Raw genomic sequence first — 16,829 nt, 5'->3', positions numbered from 1 at the left:
GAGCATAGAGCGACCAGAGTGGTATGCGTGCGCTGGCATACTGGCAGAAAGCCTGCTCTAAGCGCTAGCCAATAGTGGCTGGCTACGCCGTATAGCCTGAGGTTAAGCCTCAGGTTGGCGTTTTTGCAGGTGTGAGGCCAGGGTACGTAATGGTCCGAGTTGACGGCAGATCAGCGCCAGTTGGGTTTGCACCAGTCGTTGTTGGTCATCCAGGTCTTCGCTGAGTGTTTCCAGCGCGCTGGCCAGCTGTTCTTCAGAGTCACTGTAAATGGCCACTGTGCGGTCATCACTTAGGCAGCTGGCAATCTCGTCCAGGCTAGCGGCCAAGCGACTGGCGCTGGCCAGCAGCGGGTTGTCGTTGCCGCTCAGGCTGGTTTCGCCGCGGTGCGCGCCAAGGCCCGAGAGGTAGCTCAAGAGCGTGTGCGAGAGCACCAGAAAGCGAAAGCCGATATCCGCCTCCTTACGGAAATGCCCTGGCTCCATCAGCATGTTGCCCAGCGTGGTCGACAGCGTGGCGTCGGCGTTGTGTGCGTTGCGCCGCGCCAGGCGGTAGGCCAGGTCGTCACGTTTTCCGTTGGCGTACTGAGCGATGATTTGCTGCAGGTAGCGGCTGTTGCAGCTCAGGGTGCTGGCCAGCAGGCGATTCAGGCGGCGGCCCTGCCAGTCCGGCAGGATCAGCAGCACCGCCAGTCCGGCGATCAGGCTGCCGAGCAGGGTGTCGACCAGGCGCGGGATAAACAGCCCGTAGCCGTCGCCGACCTGGTTGAAGCAGAACAGCACCAACAGGGTGATGGCGGCGGTGGCCAGGGTGTAGCGGCTGCTGCGCAGGGCAAAGAACACCACCCCGGCGACCACCGCAAACAGCGCCTGTACCAGCGGGTTGGGGAATAGGTCAAACAGCGCCCAGCCGAGTAGCAGGCCGAGCACCGTGCCGCTGATACGCTGCACCAGCTTGAGCCGGGTTGCGCCGTAGTTCGGCTGGCAGACGAACAGCGTGGTCAGCAGTATCCAGTAGCCCTGGGTCGGGTGAATCCAGTGCAGCACGCCGTAACCGGCCGCCAGTGCCAGGGACAAGCGTAAGGCGTGGCGGAACAGCAATGAGGTCGGCGTCAGCTGCAGGCGCAGGCGTTCCCAAACATCCTTGAGCGAGTGCGGTTCGCGGTCGAGCAGGCTGCTGTCCTGTTGTTCCGCCATGGCGTCGGGGTTACTGGCGTTGCCCAGTAGCGTATCCAGGCTGCGCAGGTTGCCGGCTAGCGCGCCGAGCGAGCGCAGCAGATGATGCCAGGCCGGGTTGCTCTGCACGCGCAGGTGTTCGAGGGAGTCGTGCAAGTCGTCCAGCGCCTGGTGGCACAGCTCGCGGTATTCAAACGGCTGGCGTAGCTCGATTGCTTGGGCCAGGCGCTGGCAGGCTTCGCCGTGTAGACGCAGTAAACGTTGGCAGCGGAACAGCACATCGCTGTGGAAGAACGCCTCGGCCAGTTCGTTATAAGGGTAGTGCGAAGAGCTGGCGCGCTCGTGGATATCCTGAGCGAGAAAATACAGTTTCAGGTAACGGCTGACCTTCGGCCCGGGCCGGCCATTGCCGACCCGGTGCAGGATGATTTCCTTGGCTGCATTCAGCGCCGCCACCACTCGACCGTTCTGTTTGGCCAGGGCCAGGCGGCGCTCTTCCACATCCAGCTGACGCAGCGGTTCGAACAGCGCGGCCTTGAGCGTGAGGTACTGGCCCAGCTCGCGAAACAGCCGCGCCAGGCTGTGCTGCACCGGCTGGTTGGCGAACAGCGCATTCCACAGCACCGACAGCAGGCCATACCAGGCTGCGCCCGCCACCAGCAGTAATGGCTCCTGCCAGAGGCCCGCCGCGCCGCCGCGCTGCTCCAAGCCGATCATGCTGTACACCGCGAGAATCAGCGTGGCCGCGCCGAGGGTGGCGTAGCGTTCGCCCAGCGCGCCGAGCATGGTCAGGGCAAAGCTCGACAGCGCCAGAGCGCAGACGAACAGCCAGGGGTAGGGGAACAGAAATTCCACCGCATAGGCCGCCACGCTGAAGCAGCCGAGGGTGACCAGTAGCGCCACCACCCGGCCCTGCCAGCTGTCATCGGTTTCCGCCAGGGCGCTGGCGATTATCCCGAGAAACAACGGTATCAGCGCATGCATCCAGCCCTGCGACCAGCACAGCAGCAACGCCCCGCTCAGGGCGATAAACACCCGCAGGCTGTAGCTGAATTTATCCTGGGCCCAGAGGCGACGAAACGAATGGCGCAGCGCAGTGGACGGCATGGCCCGACCTTGATCAACCGTAACAGGTAGCAGCCTAACGGAGTCTGTGTCGACTTGGCAGCCGTAAGCCGTGTTGCTACCAATTAAAATGTGGCGCCGATCGATGGGTTGGTGTGAATCACGGCGGCCGGGCTACGCTTAAACTATCCGCCATTCGCGAGGCATCTGCCGTGTTGTACACCTGTGTGCGTGGATTGCTCGTGTTGCTGCTTGTCTGCTTGTCGTGCAGGGTTTTACAGGCTCAGCCGCTGCGCTTCTACACCGAAGAATACCCGCCCATCAATTTCAGCGAGAACGGCGAACCCAAAGGGCTAGCCACTGAAGTGGTGCAAGCCATTCTGCAGCGCACCGGGCAGAGCGCACCGATCAGCGTGGTGCCTTGGGCGCGTGGGTATCAGGAGGCCTTAACCCGACCGAACACGGGCTTGTTTGTGACCATGCGCACCCGTGAGCGTGAACAGCTGTTCAAGTGGGTTGGGCCGATTACCCGCAACATCACCAGTTTTTACGCCCTGCGCCGCTCTTTCTTATCGATCAGCCGTTTAGAAGAAGCACGCGAGTACGGCGAAATTGCCGTGCCGCGCGACTGGTACAGCCACCAGCAGCTGCTGGCCGAGGGCTTCAGCAACCTCACCCCGGTAACCGGGCCGGCGCAGGTGGTAAGTATGCTCAAGCTCGGTCGGGTCAAGCTGATGGTGCTGGATAACCTGAGCATCAATGCCCTGCTGGCACAGGGCGATATCCAGGCGGATGAAGTGCAGTTGTTGTTCGACTTCATGCACAGCGACAGCTACATCGCTTTTTCCCTGCAGACGGATGATGCGTTGATCAGCCGCTGGCAGCGTGAACTCGACGCGATGAAGAGGGATGGCAGCTTTACCGCGATCCACCAGAAGTGGTTGCCGGGTGAGCCGTTGCCGCCGCTTGAGCCTGCCCCGGCGCCCTGAAAGGTCAGACGTACTGGGCTGCCGCGTAGCCGGAGGCCCAGGCCCACTGGAAGTTGAAACCGCCCAGATGCCCCGTTACATCCAGCACTTCGCCGACAAAATACAGCCCCGGTGACTTCAGCGACTCCATAGTCTTAGACGACACCTCGCGGGTATCGACGCCGCCCAGGGTAACCTCGGCGGTGCGATAACCTTCGGTACCGGCCGGCACCAGTTGCCAGTCGCCGAGATGCTCGGCAATCGTCTTGAGTTCGGCGTGGGTGTACTGCTTCATTGGTTTGGAGGCGAACCAGTTGTCGGCCAGCAACCCGGCCATCTTTTTGGTAAACAGCTCGGCGAGCAGGGTTTTCAGTTCGCTATTGGGGCGTTCGCGTTGTTGCTGATCCAGCCACTCTGGCAGGTCGATATGCGGCAGCAGGTTGATACTCACGGCATCGCCGGGTTGCCAGAATGAGGAAATCTGCAGAATCGCCGGACCGGACAGGCCACGGTGGGTGAACAGAATATTTTCCTTGAAGCTCTGGCCGTTGCAGCTCACCACACAATCCTCGACTGAGGTGCCGGACAGCTCGGTGCACAGCGCTTTAAGCTGCGGGTCCGTGAGGGTAAATGGCACCAGGCCGGCGCGGGTCGGCAGCAGCTCGTGGCCGAACTGCTTGGCCACCTGATAGCCAAAGCCGCTGGCGCCAAGGGTTGGAATCGATAGACCGCCAGTGGCGATCACCAGCGATTCGCAGCGTACCAGGCCGGCGCTGGTCTGCAGCTGATAACCACTGTCCCGCTTGCTGATCTCGCTGACCGAGGTGTCCAGGCGCAGCTCGACGCCGGCTTCATCGCACTCGCTCAGCAGCAGGCCGAGGATGTCGCTGGCCTTGTTGTCGCAGAACAGCTGGCCGAGTTTCTTCTCGTGGTACGGCACGCCATGCTTGGCCACTAGGCCGATAAAGTCCCACTGGGTGTAGCGCGCCAGGGCCGATTTGCAGAAGTGCGGATTTTCCGAAAGAAAATTGCTCGGTTCACAGTACATATTGGTGAAATTGCAGCGCCCGCCACCGGACATCAGGATCTTCTTGCCGGCTTTGTTGGCGTGATCCAGCAGCAACACCTGGCGTCCGCGCGCAGCGGCCGTCAATGCACACATAAGCCCGGCGGCACCGGCTCCGATAATCACGACCTGGGGGGTAAGCACAGCCATTTCCTCAACCTGCGACACGCGCCAAGGCTGGCGCAAAACAGCGCGCATATTAGCGCATGGCCAGTAGGGTGTGGCTGAGCCAGTGATCGACTAGGATTAGTGCTCTGCTTTCTCTGGAATCGCCGTTGATGAATGGACTGCGTGCCTGCCTGCTGTCGTGGCTGCTGTTGGCGCCTCTGTATGGCCATGCTGCAGAGACCTTGCGGTTGGTGGCGGACCCTTGGCCGCCATTCAATGACCAGACGCTGCTGAACAACGGGGTGGCCTCTGACCTGGTGACCACCGCCCTGGCCCGCGCCGGCTATACCACCAGTTATGTTCAGGTGCCGTGGGAGCGTGCGGTGCGGGGGTTGCAGCAAGAAATCTACGATGTCCTGATCAACGCTTGGTATACCGACGAGCGCGCGGTTTTTGGCCATTACTCACAGCCCTACCTGATTAACCGCATTCGTTTTCTGCAACGGAAGGACAGTCATATCAACTTCCGTACGTTGCCGGATCTGTACCCCTACAGCATCGCTGTGGTGCGCGGGTATGCCTACTCCAGTGAGTTTGATCTGGACAGTCGTTTGACCAAAGTGGGAGTGGTGGGCTTCGAGGTGGGCGCGCGGATGTTGCAGGCCCGGCGGGTGCAGCTGACCTTGGAGGATGAGCTGGTGGCGCGCTTTCACCTGAGTCGCAGCCTTGCCGGGATTCGCGATCAGTTGGAGTTTCTGCCGCAGCCGTTGAGCGAAAACGGTTTGCACATTCTGGTTAGCCGCAAGCATCCGCAGCATCAGCAAATTGCCGATGCTTTCAATAAGGCGATTGAGGACATGCGCGCCGATGGCAGCTATGCGCAGATCTTTCTGCGCCATGGGCTCTAGGAGCTAATGCTGCATCGCTAGCAGACCGCATGCACTACTGCCAGCAGTTGCGCCCGCGGCCTTGGCTCTTGGCCTGATACAGACGCAGGTCGGCCTGGTGCAGCAGGCTTTCCAGGTCATCAGGGGCGCCATGATAGATGCCAGCACTGAATGACAGTGCAGGTGCGCCGATGGCGTACTTCAAGCTGGCGCAGTGCGTGCGCAGCTGGTCGAGGGTGTCGCTGAGGGTGGCGGCGTCCTGCTGGCTGACCATGGCAAATTCTTCCCCGCCCAAGCGACCGAGCAAAGCGTCTGGGAAGGTGGCGGAAAACGCCCGAGCAAAGCCGATGAGTGCTGCATCACCACTGGCGTGACCGTGGTCATCGTTGATCCGTTTGAAAAAGTCCAGATCGAGCATCGCCACACTCAGGTCACGGCCACCGGAGCGGGCCTGCTGGAACAGCTGTTGGCCATGTTCATAAAACGCACGGCGATTATTCAGGCCGGTGAGGGCGTCGTACTGAGCCGCTTGTTTTAACGCGCGCAGCAGGTCGCGGCGCTCCAGGGTCGACATCACTCGGCAGTTGAGCTCTTCCGAGCAGAACGGTTTACGCAAAAAGTCATCGGCACCGTGCTTGATAAACTTGGCGCTGAGCGAGCCCTTGGTGTCGGCGGACAGGCCAAGAATGATCAGCTCGTGGCGTTTCATCTTCTGCCGCAGCAGTTTGACGAGGTCAAAACCGCTGAGTCCCGGCATGCTGTGGTCGACCACCAGCAGGTCGATGTCCGGCTGTTCCTTGAGGATCCTCAGGGCTTCATCGCCGTCGCAGGCCTCAATAATCTGGTAGCGATGCGGGGTCAGCACGTGGCGGATGTAGTGGCGTGTGGCATCGGAGTCCTCGGCAATGAGGATCTTCACGGTGCTGTTGCTTTCCAGGCGGTGCAGCAGGCGGAAGGCGTACTCATAGGAGTGCTGGCTTTCCTTGAGGACGTAATCGACCACGCCCTTGAGCAGCATCTGGTCGCGGCGCTGTTCGTTGTAGGTGCCGCTGAGCACGATGCAAGGCAGGTGATAGCCCATTACCACGTCGACGATTTCACCGTCCGGTGCGTCCGGCAGGTTGAGGTCGACGATCGCGGCAAAGAACAGCTCCGCCGAGGTCTCCAGCATCACCTGGGCTTCGCCCGGGGACGCACAGAAGATCGGTTGGAAGCCAGTCTCCTTGCGAAACAGATGCTCGAGAATTTTCAGCACCAATGGGCTGTCTTCGATCACCAGAATATTGCGCAAGGGTGCTACTCCTCTGTCGCCGGTCGTGTCACGGCGACCGTCTGTTTAGCGCTTATGGCAACTATAGGGTACGGATACGCAGCGAGCGGCCCTTGATTTTGCCTTCACTCAGGCACTTGAGTGCCTGCATGGCCACGACCCGTTCAACGGCGACATAGGCCTGGAAGTCGAAGATCGCGATCTTGCCGACCTGCGCGCCAGGGATGCCCGCCGCGCCTGTCAGTGCGCCGAGAATATCGCCGGGGCGCAGTTTATCTTTTCGGCCCGCGCCGATGCACAGGGTGATCATCGGTGGCTGTAATGGCGCGCCGCCCTGGTGCTTCAGGCTGCTCAGTGGGTGCCAGTTGAGCGGGGCCTTTTGCAGGGTTTCGATGGCTTGAGCACGGTGGCCTTCGGCCGGGGCCACCAGGCTCATGGCCAGGCCCTTTTCACCGGCACGGCCGGTACGGCCGACGCGGTGAATGTGAATTTCCGAATCACGTGCCAGTTCGACGTTGATCACCATGTCCAGGGCGTCGATATCCAGGCCGCGGGCGGCCACATCGGTGGCCACCAGCACCGACAAGCTGCGGTTGGCAAACATCGCCAGCACTTGATCACGGTCGCGCTGTTCCAAATCACCGTGAAGCGCTGCAGCCGAGATGCCCTTGGCGGTCAGGTGGTCGACCACTTCCTGGCATTGCTGCTTGGTAAAGCAGAAGGCCACACAGGACTGCGGGCGATAGCTGTTGAGCAGCTTGACCACCGCGTCCATGCGCTCTTCTGGCGCGATTTCGTAGAAACGCTGCTCGATCTGTGTGTCGTCGTGCAGGGCGTCCGCTTTGACCTGTTGTGGATCGCGCATAAACGTCGCGGACAGCTGCTTGATCCCGGCCGGGTAGGTGGCGGAGAACAGCAGGGTCTGTCGGCGTGTCGGGGTCTGGCTGATGATCTCGGCGATGCTGTCGTAGAAGCCCATGTCGAGCATGCGGTCGGCTTCGTCGAGCACCAGGGTGTTCAGACCGTCGAGTTTCAGCGTGCCCTTGCTCAGGTGCTGCTGGATGCGCCCCGGGGTGCCGACGATGATCTGCGCGCCATGTTCCAGGGAGCCGATCTGCGGGCCAAACGGCACGCCGCCGCACAGCGTCAGAATTTTGATGTTGTCAGCCGAGCGCGCCAGGCGACGCAGTTCCTTGGCGACCTGATCGGCCAGCTCGCGGGTTGGGCAGATCACCAGTGCCTGACAGCCGAAGTAGCGCGGATTGAGCGGGTTGAGCAGGCCGATGCCGAAGGCGGCGGTCTTGCCGCTGCCGGTCTTGGCCTGGGCAATCAGGTCCATGCCCTTGAGCATTACCGGCAGGCTCTGCGCCTGAATCGGGGTCATCTCGGTGTAACCGAGCGACTCGAGGTTCGCCAGCATGGCGGCGGAAAGCGGCAGAGATGAGAAAGCGGTGTGGGTCACGGTACAGGCCTGCTAAACGAAATGGCGTGCAGTGTAACAGGCTGAGCGCGGCGGCCTGTCTTAGAACAGATCGATGGGGTCTACGTCCAATGACCAGCGCACCGCACGGCCGCTGGGCATCTGTTCCAGTGCATGCATCCAAGTGTTGAGTAAGCGATGCAGCGGCGCGCGGGCGTTAGCCTGCACCAGCAGCTGGGCGCGGTAGCGGCCGGCGCGACGCTCCATTGGCGCGGGTACCGGCCCGAGCAGTTCGATGCCGCTGAGTTTCAGCTCGTTCAGCAACAGCTCGGCTTCCGTGCAGGCATCATCGAGAAATCCCTCAGCCTGGCCGGGCTTGTGTGCCTCGGCACGCAGTAGCGCGAGGTGGCAGAACGGCGGCAGGCCAGCACCTCTCCGTTCACTTAAAGCCTGTTCGGCGAAGGCGAAGTAGCCCTGTTCGGTCAGCTGCACCAATAAAGGATGGTCGGCCAGATGACTTTGGATAATCACCTTACCCGGTTCTTCGGCGCGCCCAGCACGACCGGCGACCTGCACGATCAGCTGTGCCATGCGTTCGCTGGCGCGAAAATCCGCCGAGAACAGTCCGCCATCGGCATCGAGAATCGCCACCAGAGTGACGCGCGGGAAGTGGTGGCCTTTGGCGAGCATCTGTGTGCCGACCAAAATGCACGGCTCACCTTTTTGCACGGTGTTGAACAGGGTGGTCATGGCCTCCTTGCGCGAGGTGCTGTCGCGGTCGACGCGCAAGACCGGCACGTCGGGGAAGAGAATCTCCAGACGTTCTTCGGCGCGCTCGGTGCCGGCGCCGACCGGTCGCAGGTCGACGTTGTTGCACTTCGGGCAGTTACTTGGCTGGCGTTCGACGTGGCCGCAGTGGTGGCAACGCAGCTCGCGTGAGCGCTGGTGCACGGTCATGCGTGCGTCGCAGCGCGGGCACTCGGACAACCAGCCGCAGTCGTGGCAGAGTAGGGTCGGAGCGAAACCGCGACGGTTGAGGAACACCAATACTTGCTGGCCGGCCTGCAAGGTTTGTGCGATGGCCTGCTGCATGGGGCCGGAGATGCCGGAATCCAGCGGTCGGCTTTTCACATCCAGGCGCAGAAAACGCGGCTGCTTAGCGCCGCCGGCGCGCTCACGCAGGTGCAGCAGGGCGTAGCGGCCACTGTGGGCGTTGTGCAGGCTTTCCAGCGAGGGCGTGGCCGAGCCCAGCACGATCGGGATGTTCTCCTGATGGGCACGTACCACCGCCAGGTCGCGGGCGTGGTAACGCAGACCTTCCTGCTGTTTATAGGAGGCGTCGTGCTCCTCGTCGATGATGATCAGCCCCGGCCGCTGCATGGGGGTGAACAGCGCCGAGCGGGTGCCGATGATGATGTCCGCCTCGCCATCGCGCGCCGCCAGCCAGGCGTCCAGGCGTTCACGGTCATTCACTGCCGAGTGCAGCAGGGCGATGCGCGCGTTGAAGCGCTGCTCGAAACGCGCCAGGGTTTGCGGACCGAGGTTGATCTCCGGGATCAGCACCAGAGCCTGCTTGCCGGCCTCCAGGGTTTCGCGGATCAGCTGCAGGTAGACCTCGGTCTTGCCGCTGCCGGTGACCCCGGCGAGAAGAAAGGCGTTGAAGCTGCCGAAACCTGAGCGGATCGCCTCGCTGGCCGCGCGCTGCTCAGCATTCAGCGGTAGCTCCGGCTGCGCCAACCAGTTGGCGTGGCGTTCGCTCGGCGCATGACGGCGCACGTCAATCTGCACCAGACCCTTTTCCAGCAGCAGGTCGAGGCTGTCCTTGTTCAGCTGCAGTTTGCTCAGCAGTGCATGGGCAACACCGTGGGGGTGCTGGGCCAGGGTTTTCAGGGCGTCGCGCTGACGCGGTGCGCGGCTCAGGCGGGGGTCGTCCAACTGCGCGCCGGCGGTGACCGACCAGAAGCGCTGTTGGCGTACTTCCGCCGGCTCGCCCTGGCGCAGCAGCACTGGTAGCGCCCAGCTCAGGGTGTCGCCCAGGCTGTGCTGGTAATACTGCGCGGTCCACAGGCACAGCTTGAACAGTGCGGGCGGCAGTGGCGATTGGGCGTCCAGTAATTGCAGGGCGGGCTTGAGCTTGTCGGCCGGCACGTCGCTGTGCTCGGTGACTTCGATCAGGATGCCGATCATTTCGCGCCGGCCAAATGGTACGCGCAGCCGCGCACCCGGCTGCAAAGCACTGCGCGGCACACCGGGCGGGGCACGGTAGTCGAACAGGCGGCGCAGCGGCGAGGGCAATGCGAGGCGCAATATGACGTCGGGCAAGCGGTGGGCTCCTGGTTGCAGGGCGCGATCTTAGCATGCTGCCAGTCGACGGCCGGCCTTGCGTCGCGGCGGTGCTCTGGTATTATCACCGGCCTATTTCCGTGCGGTACCTGACAATAGTGTCTGGTGGCGGCACGACAGCCCTGAGGAATCATCATGAAAGCCGATATCCACCCGAACTATGTAGCCGTCACCGCCACCTGCAGCTGTGGCAACGTGATCGAAACTCGCTCCACCCTGGCCAAGCCGTTGAGCCTGGACGTGTGCAACGAGTGCCACCCGTTCTACACCGGCAAGCAGAAAATGCTGGATACCGGCGGCCGTGTTGATCGCTTCAAGCAGCGTTTCGGCATGTTCGGCGCCAAGCAGTAAGCTTGCGCACAGCGACGCAGACCCACATGGGTTTCACCTCGCTACTGAAAAAGGCGTCCCTTGTGGGCGCCTTTTTCGTTTTCGGCGTTTATGCAGGCGGTGTCCTGGCGTTCTGTCCGGCGCCGGACAACCTGCCCAGTACCAAGGTGCAGCGGGTGGTGGATGGCGACACCCTGCGCCTGGTCGATGGCCGCACAGTGCGGTTGATTGGCTTGAACAGCCCGGAGATGGGCCGGCAGGGGCGTTCCGCCGAGCCGTTTGCCGAGGCTGCGCGCCAACGCCTGCAGGCGCTGGTGGCGGCCAGTGATGGTCGGGTGGCCCTGCAGCTTGGTCGACAGGCCAAAGACCACTACGGGCGCACCCTGGCCCATGCCTATGACGACCGTGGTAATAATCTGGAAGCGCAGCTACTCGCCGAGGGCTTGGGCTATCAGGTGGCGGTTGCACCTAACCTGGCGCTGGTGCAGTGCCAGCAAGCCGCCGAGCGCAGTGCGCGGCAGGCACGTGCCGGGCTCTGGCAGCATTCTCCAGTGCTAGCGCCTAAGCAGTTGAGCCGTGGCGGCTTTGCCTTGCTCCGTGGGCAGGTGCAGCGTATCGAACGCAATGGCGGCGGTCTGTGGCTGGAAATGGGCGATTCGCTGGTGCTGCAGATCGCGCCCAAGGCGTTGGGCAATTTTGATTTGCGCGCGGTCGAAAGCCTTGAAGGCCGCCAGGTCGAGGCTCGTGGCTGGGTGATCGACCGTTCAAGGCGTGGCGGCTTGCGCGCGGGGCAGGCTCGCTGGATGCTGCCATTGACTGATAAGGCTATGTTGGAGGCCCTGCCATGATCGTGCGTGTACTGACGCTCTCTGTCCTGTTGGTACAGTTGGCCGGCTGTGCGGTCAATCCGGCCACTGGCCGCAGCGATTTCGTGATGATGAGCGAGCAGCAGGAACTCGACCTCGGGCGCCGCTACAACCAGGAAATCCTCAAAGAAAACCCGCGCTACGCCGATGAGAAGCTGCAGGCCTACGTGCAGCAGGTCGGTGAGCGGGTGGCGAAGAATAGCCACCGCAACCAGCTGGCCTATCAGTTCACTGTGGTCGACAGCCCGGATATCAACGCCTTTGCCCTGCCGGGCGGCTACATCTATATCCATCGCGGGCTGCTGGCCTATCTCAGCTCGGAAGCCGAACTGGCCGCCGTGCTAGGTCATGAGGTCGGCCACGTCACCGCGCGGCACAGTGTGCAGCAGCAAAGCCAGTCCACTGCCTGGGGCTTGCTCGGCCAGGCCGTGGCGATTGGCACTGGCGTGGGTGCCGCTGCCGATGTCACCGGCGTGCTGGGCAGTGCCGTTGTCCGTGGTTATGGCCGCGACATGGAGTTGGAGGCCGATGGTCTGGGTGCGCAGTACCTGGCGCGCAGCGGTTATGACCCGCAGGCGATGATCGAAGTGGTCAAGGTGCTGAAAAATCAGGAAGACTTTGCCCGCGACCAAGCTAACGCGCGCGGTGAGGCGCAACCTGCGGGTGGCTACCACGGGCTGTTCGATACCCATCCGGATAACGACCGGCGTTTGCAGCAGGTGCTGGGCCCGGCGCGGGCCTTGGCTACCGGTCAGCAGGAGGTCAATCGCGAGGCCTTTCTCAAACGCCTTGAAGGTCTGCCCTTTGGAGACTCCGCCGAAACCGGTGTGCGTCGCGGCCAGCGCTTCTACCATGCCGATCTGAACTTCACCCTGGCGTTCCCCAATGGCTGGAGCCTGCTCAATCGCCCGGATGCGCTGATCGGTCACACCGCCGACCAGCAGGCGTTTATCGCCATGACCCTGGAAGATAACCCGCAGCAACTGACGCCGGCTGAACTGTTGCGCCAGCGCGTCGGCGGTCAGCGGTTGGTGGCAGGCGTCGAGTTGCAGCAGGCTGGTCTCAAGGGCTATAGCGCGGTGATTCCAGGCACTGCCGCCAAGCGCGTGGCGGTTATCCAGCATGGTGCGCGGGTTTACCTGTTTGTCGGAGCGGTACGTGGTCGCGCCTCGCTGGAAACTCAGGATGAGCAGTTTCTCAGCGTGATCAAAAGCTTTCGGCCGATGACTAGCTCCGAGTTCCAGCAGGCGCAGCCGCTGCGCTTGCAGATGGTCAAGGTCAAGCCGGGACAAACCATCGAGGCGCTGGCCAAAGGCAGCAAATTGCCGGGGGATGCGCTGAAGACCCTGCGCCTGCTGAATAACCTCTACCCATCAGGGCAGCCGCGTGCTGGCGACTGGCTGAAGGTCGTGCGCTAGGGCTGGCGTGTCCATCCGGACTCGTCAGTCTTGTGCAGCTGTATACAACTTGCGTATCCTCGCCGCCTGCCTGTTCAACAGCCCAAAGCGGAAATGCCAACATGTCTGATTTGAAAACAGCCGCTCTCGAATACCATGCGAATCCTCGTCCGGGTAAGCTGAGTGTCGAGCTCACCAAGCCCACCGCAACTGCGCGCGATCTGTCCCTGGCCTATAGCCCAGGTGTCGCTGAGCCTGTGCGCGAAATCGCGCGTGACCCGGAGCTGGCGTACCGCTACACCGGCAAAGGCAACCTGGTGGCAGTGATTTCCGACGGCACCGCTATTCTCGGCCTGGGCGACCTGGGCCCGCTGGCTTCCAAGCCGGTGATGGAAGGTAAGGGCGTGCTGTTCAAGCGTTTTGCCGGCATCGATGTATTCGATATCGAAGTCGAGTCTGAAAGCCCGCAGGCATTTATCGACACCGTACGCCGCATCTCGATCACCTTCGGTGGCATCAACCTAGAAGACATCAAGGCCCCCGAGTGCTTTGAAATTGAACGCACGCTGATCGAACAGTGCGACATTCCAGTGTTCCACGATGACCAGCACGGCACCGCGATCGTGACTGCGGCCGGCATGCTCAACGCCCTGGAAATCGCAGGTAAAACACTGCCAGAGGCCAAAATTGTGTGCCTGGGTGCTGGCGCAGCCGCAATCTCCTGCATGAAGCTGCTGGTGAGCATGGGCGCCAAGGTCGAGAACATCTTTATGATCGACCGCAAAGGCGTGATCCACGCTGGCCGCGATGACCTCAATCAGTACAAAGCTGTGTTCGCCAGCGAAACCACCAAGCGCACCATGGCTGATGCCCTGGACGGTGCCGATGTCTTCGTCGGCCTGTCGGGTGCCAACCTGCTGGCGGCTGAAGACCTCAAGCGCATGGCGCCTAATCCGATTGTGTTCGCTTGCTCCAACCCTGACCCGGAAATCAAACCGGAGCTGGCGCGCGAAGTGCGCAGCGATGTGATCATGGCTACCGGTCGTTCCGACTACCCGAACCAGGTCAACAACGTACTGGGCTTCCCGTTCATCTTCCGCGGTGCGCTGGACGTTCGCGCGACCCGTATCAACGAGGAAATGAAGATCGCCGCAGCCCTGGCGTTGCGTGATCTGGCCAAGCTGCCGGTGCCCCAGGAAGTCTGTGACGCTTACGGCGGCATTGCCCTGTCGTTCGGTCGCGAGTACATCATTCCGAAGCCGATGGACCCGCGCCTGATCACTGTGGTCTGCGATGCTGTGGCCAAGGCCGCGATTGAAAGCGGTGTGGCGACTCTGCCGTATCCGAAGCATTACCCGCTGCAGTCGGTAAACGACGTGTTCAACGGCTAATGGCTTAGCTCAAGAGCAATAAAAAACCCGCTAAGGCGGGTTTTTTATTGGCGCGATTTCCGGTTTGCTAAGCCGCTGCTTAAGGTGCCGAGTGGCTTAGAACAGGTCGATCGGCGCCGATTCGTCAGCGGGTAGCGGGCTACCCGGGATGTAGGTGCCCGGCTCAAACTCACCCATGGGCGGTGGTGAGTCCTCACTTTTGAACAGTTCGAAATAGGCTTCCGGTGTATCCGGTGTAGCGGCGCGACCGCTGTGGGGATCGATACGCAGGGTCAGCAAACCTTCGGGTTCGGCCAGTAGATGGCTTGGCTTGTCCTTCAGGGCAGCAGCCATGTAGCTCATCCAGATCGGCAGGGCTACAGTGCCGCCATACTCATTGCGACCCAGGCTTTCCGGTTGATCAAAGCCGCCCCAGACCGTGGTGATGTAGTCGGCGTTATAACCAGAGAACCAGCTGTCTTTTGATTCGTTAGTGGTGCCAGTTTTGCCTGCCAGGTCATCACGGCCCAAGGCCATGGCGCGGCGCCCCGTGCCGCGTTTGATCACATCTTGAAGCATGCTGGTCATGATGTAGGCGGTGCGCCCATCAATTATCTGCTCGGCAAGTACCGGCTCAGGCGGCAGAGGTTGGTCGCCTGTGCTGAGTTGTATCGTGCTGTTTTGTTCTGCGCGCTGAGCGATGCCAGTAGGTGTTTGCGCTGGGTTGGCGTTGAACAGCTGTTTGCCAGTGCGATCCTCAATCCGTTCGATCAGGTAGGGCTCGGTCTTGTAGCCGCCGCTGGCAAACACGCTCCAGCCTTCGGCGATTTCCATTGGGGTCAGGCTTGCGGTGCCAAGCGCCAATGACAGGTTGGGCGGCAGGTCCTTTTTGTCAAAACCAAAACGCTCGATATAGCTCAAGGTGCTGGCAATGCCGAGGTCTTGCAGCAGGCGAATCGATACGAGGTTGCGCGAGCGGTACAAGGCTTCGCGTAGGCGGATCGGACCCAGGAAGGTGTTGTTGTCATTCTTCGGTCGCCAAACCTGCGACAGCGCGTCATCGGTGAACACAATTGGCGCGTCATTCACCAGGGTGGCGGCGGTGTAGCCTTTATCCAGCGCGGCGCTGTACACGAAGGGTTTGAAGCTCGAGCCGGGTTGGCGCTTGGCCTGGGCGGCACGGTTGTAGTTGCTCTGCTCAAAAGAGAATCCGCCCACCAAGGCGCGAATGGCACCGTTGTTCGGATCCAGGGAAACAAGAGCGCTTTGTGCTGCGGGCAACTGAACGAAGCGCAGGCTTCCATCGTCCTGAGGCTGCACACGAATCAGGTCGCCTATCTGGCTCACATCGGCAGGCTGTTGTGGGCGTGGACCAAGGCTGTTGGTGTTAAGGAATGGTCGCGCCCACTTCATGCTGTCCCAAGCCACGGCCTGTTCTTCGCCGTTACGCAGCAGGACCATAATTCCGCTTTTCTCTACGCCGGTAACAATGGCCGGTTCCAGGCCGCCGAGAGAGGTCTGCTTGCTCAGTTCGGTTAACCAATTTTCTTTGGTCATGCCGGGTAGTCGGCTTTCTGGTCCGCGATAGCCGTGGCGCTGGTCGTATGTGATCAAGCCTTCGCGTACGGCCGTATTGGCCGCCAGCTGCAGATCGCTCGGTACCGTGGTGGTGACATTAAAGCCTTCGGTGTAGGCCTCGCTGCCGTAGCGCCCGACCATCTCAGCTCGCGCCATTTCGGCTATGTAAGGCGCTACCAGCTCGGGCGTTGGCACGTGGTAACTGACATTGATCGGCTCGGCGAGCGCCTCTTTGTAGCGCTGCTGGTCAATGCGACCCAGGCTGAACATGCGCCCGAGAATCCAGTCGCGGCGCTCAAGGGCGCGTGTCGGGTTGACTAGAGGGTTGAAGCGCGAAGGCGCTTTAGGCAGTCCGGCAATCATGGCCATCTGTGAAAGAGTGACATCGCGAATGGACTTACCGTAATACACCTGAGCGGCTGCTTCGATACCGTAGGCGCGATTACCGAGGTAAATCTTATTCACATAAAGTTCAAGAATTTCGTTCTTACTAAGCTCTCTCTCAATTTGCAGAGCTAGAAGTATCTCGTTGATCTTGCGTGAGAAACTTCTTTCACTGGTCAGGAAAAAGTTCTTCGCCACCTGCATGGTGATGGTGCTGCCACCACTCTGGATTTGCCCGCTTTTTAAGATTTGCGTCGCAGCGCGCATCAGGCTGGTCAGGTCGACGCCATAATGATTGGCAAAGTTGTCGTCTTCGGCTGCCAGCAGCGCGCTGATGAAGTCTTGGGGAATGTCTTCGAAGGCGATGGGCGAGCGGCGCATTTCACCGAATTCGGCAATCAGCTTGGCGTCGCTGCTGTAAACGCGCAGAGGAATCTGCAGCTGAATACTGCGCAATGATTCGACGGATGGAAGGCTGGGGCTAAGATAGAGAAAGGCCCCGCTGAAACTGAGTACCAGACCACAAAAAGCGGCGAGGCTAGACCAGCAAAAAAAACGCAAAAGACGCATCAAGATTTTTGGATTTCCAGATAAAAGAACGGGT

12 protein-coding genes are annotated in these 16,829 nt (G+C 61.3%); 6 read left to right on the top strand and 6 right to left on the bottom strand.

The window, feature by feature from the left end:
- Window positions 1–102: 102 nt before the first annotated feature.
- Entirely contained in the window at window positions 103–2,280 is a 2,178-nt protein-coding gene (yccS, locus tag HBN63_RS04265; RefSeq protein ID WP_170048530.1) for a YccS family putative transporter, read from the bottom strand.
- 200 nt (window positions 2,281–2,480) lie between these two features.
- Here yccS and HBN63_RS04260 point away from each other — a divergent pair, with 200 nt between their 5' ends.
- Window positions 2,481–3,227, top strand: a complete 747-nt coding sequence (locus tag HBN63_RS04260; protein WP_345940469.1) for a transporter substrate-binding domain-containing protein — start codon at window positions 2,481–2,483, stop codon at window positions 3,225–3,227.
- 4 nt (window positions 3,228–3,231) lie between these two features.
- Here the strand turns inward: HBN63_RS04260 and HBN63_RS04255 are convergent, their stop codons facing one another.
- Entirely contained in the window at window positions 3,232–4,416 is a 1,185-nt protein-coding gene (locus HBN63_RS04255) for an NAD(P)/FAD-dependent oxidoreductase (protein WP_170048693.1), read from the bottom strand.
- Window positions 4,417–4,550: 134 nt separating this feature from the next.
- On the opposite strand from HBN63_RS04255, the gene HBN63_RS04250 reads away from it, so the two are divergent.
- Entirely contained in the window at window positions 4,551–5,288 is a 738-nt protein-coding gene (locus HBN63_RS04250; RefSeq protein WP_170048529.1) for a transporter substrate-binding domain-containing protein, read from the top strand.
- A 34-nt stretch (window positions 5,289–5,322) separates the two neighbouring features.
- Here HBN63_RS04250 and HBN63_RS04245 read toward each other — a convergent pair whose 3' ends face one another.
- The 3 genes from HBN63_RS04245 to HBN63_RS04235 form a co-directional block, all read right to left on the bottom strand.
- Window positions 5,323–6,558, bottom strand: coding sequence for a diguanylate cyclase (locus HBN63_RS04245; RefSeq protein WP_170048528.1), 1,236 nt, complete (start codon window positions 6,556–6,558; stop codon window positions 5,323–5,325).
- 61 nt (window positions 6,559–6,619) lie between these two features.
- Window positions 6,620–7,999: an ATP-dependent RNA helicase DbpA gene (dbpA, locus tag HBN63_RS04240; protein WP_170048527.1), complete on the bottom strand. Its 1,380-nt coding sequence runs from the start codon at window positions 7,997–7,999 to the stop codon at window positions 6,620–6,622.
- 60 nt (window positions 8,000–8,059) lie between these two features.
- Window positions 8,060–10,279, bottom strand: a complete 2,220-nt coding sequence (locus HBN63_RS04235) for a primosomal protein N' (protein ID WP_170048526.1) — start codon at window positions 10,277–10,279, stop codon at window positions 8,060–8,062.
- Between the two features lie 156 nt (window positions 10,280–10,435).
- Here HBN63_RS04235 and rpmE point away from each other — a divergent pair, with 156 nt between their 5' ends.
- The 4 genes from rpmE (at window position 10,436) to HBN63_RS04215 (ending at window position 14,284) form a co-directional block, all read left to right on the top strand.
- Window positions 10,436–10,651 carry a 50S ribosomal protein L31 gene (gene rpmE, locus HBN63_RS04230; protein WP_090249983.1) on the top strand — a complete coding sequence of 72 codons (216 nt, stop codon included), beginning with the start codon at window positions 10,436–10,438 and terminating at the stop codon, window positions 10,649–10,651.
- 26 nt (window positions 10,652–10,677) lie between these two features.
- A complete protein-coding gene (locus HBN63_RS04225; RefSeq protein WP_170048692.1) occupies window positions 10,678–11,478 on the top strand; it encodes a thermonuclease family protein in 801 nt (266 codons plus the stop codon).
- A 2-nt stretch (window positions 11,479–11,480) separates the two neighbouring features.
- A complete protein-coding gene (locus tag HBN63_RS04220) occupies window positions 11,481–12,914 on the top strand; it encodes a M48 family metalloprotease (protein ID WP_345940471.1) in 1,434 nt (477 codons plus the stop codon).
- Between the two features lie 101 nt (window positions 12,915–13,015).
- Entirely contained in the window at window positions 13,016–14,284 is a 1,269-nt protein-coding gene (locus tag HBN63_RS04215; protein WP_167143275.1) for a malic enzyme-like NAD(P)-binding protein, read from the top strand.
- A gap of 96 nt (window positions 14,285–14,380) precedes the next feature.
- Here the strand turns inward: HBN63_RS04215 and HBN63_RS04210 are convergent, their stop codons facing one another.
- Window positions 14,381–16,798 (bottom strand): penicillin-binding protein 1A, encoded by a 2,418-nt coding sequence (locus tag HBN63_RS04210; protein ID WP_170048524.1) that lies wholly within the window; start codon window positions 16,796–16,798, stop codon window positions 14,381–14,383.
- Window positions 16,799–16,829: the final 31 nt, after the last annotated feature.

Origin of the sequence: Pseudomonas sp. WS 5011 (genome assembly GCF_012985775.1) — a bacterium.
In the GTDB taxonomy this organism is placed as follows: Bacteria; Pseudomonadota; Gammaproteobacteria; order Pseudomonadales; family Pseudomonadaceae; genus Aquipseudomonas; species Aquipseudomonas peli.
This window is presented reverse-complemented; position numbering and strand designations above follow the sequence as displayed.

Bases quoted from the DNA above. Each gene is read 5' to 3' on its own strand.
- HBN63_RS04215 (WP_167143275.1), top strand. From the start codon at position 13,016: ATGTCTGATTTGAAAACAGCCGCTCTCGAATACCATGCGAATCCTCGT.
- yccS (WP_170048530.1), bottom strand. From the start codon at position 2,280: ATGCCGTCCACTGCGCTGCGCCATTCGTTTCGTCGCCTCTGGGCCCAG.
- HBN63_RS04225 (WP_170048692.1), top strand. From the start codon at position 10,678: ATGGGTTTCACCTCGCTACTGAAAAAGGCGTCCCTTGTGGGCGCCTTT.
- rpmE (WP_090249983.1), top strand. From the start codon at position 10,436: ATGAAAGCCGATATCCACCCGAACTATGTAGCCGTCACCGCCACCTGC.
- HBN63_RS04250 (WP_170048529.1), top strand. From the start codon at position 4,551: ATGAATGGACTGCGTGCCTGCCTGCTGTCGTGGCTGCTGTTGGCGCCT.